Below are 434 nucleotides of genomic sequence, written 5' to 3'. Positions count from 1 at the left end.
GCCCTGATTACCTGTGCGCTGTTTGCAACCGCAACCGGGATTGTCGGCGCTGTGGTGACACTCATGGGGATGCTGGCGCTGCCTGCGATGCTTAAGGCGCGCTACGACAAAAGCTTTGCGTCGGGCATCATTTGTGCCGGCGGGACGTTGGGCATTCTGATCCCGCCATCAATCATGCTGATTGTTTATGCCGCGGCGTCGGGTGTGTCGATCGTGCGGCTTTATGCCGGTGCGCTGTTGCCGGGCCTGACCCTTGTTGGTTTGTATCTTTTGTACGTCATGGGGCGTGCAATGTTGCAACCAAAGGCAGCACCGCGTCCGACCAGCGATGAAATTCCGGAAGTGCCGTTGCCGAAAGTCCTTTGGATGCTGGCAACCTCGTTCTTCCCGCTGGCCTTCCTGATTTTGGCGGTTCTGGGATCGATCCTGTTTGG

General features: G+C 57.8%; 1 protein-coding gene. It reads left to right on the top strand.

What is annotated here, in order from left to right; genetic code table 11:
* A partial coding sequence (locus B3Z49_RS12830) for a TRAP transporter large permease subunit (protein ID WP_296991464.1) occupies nt 1-434 on the top strand: 434 nt, incomplete at both ends.

The organism is Thalassospira sp. UBA1131, assembly GCF_002311515.1.
In the GTDB taxonomy this organism is placed as follows: Bacteria; Pseudomonadota; Alphaproteobacteria; order Rhodospirillales; family Thalassospiraceae; genus Thalassospira.
The sequence above is the reverse complement of the archived record's forward strand: the minus strand, read 5'-3'. Positions and strand labels throughout refer to the sequence as shown.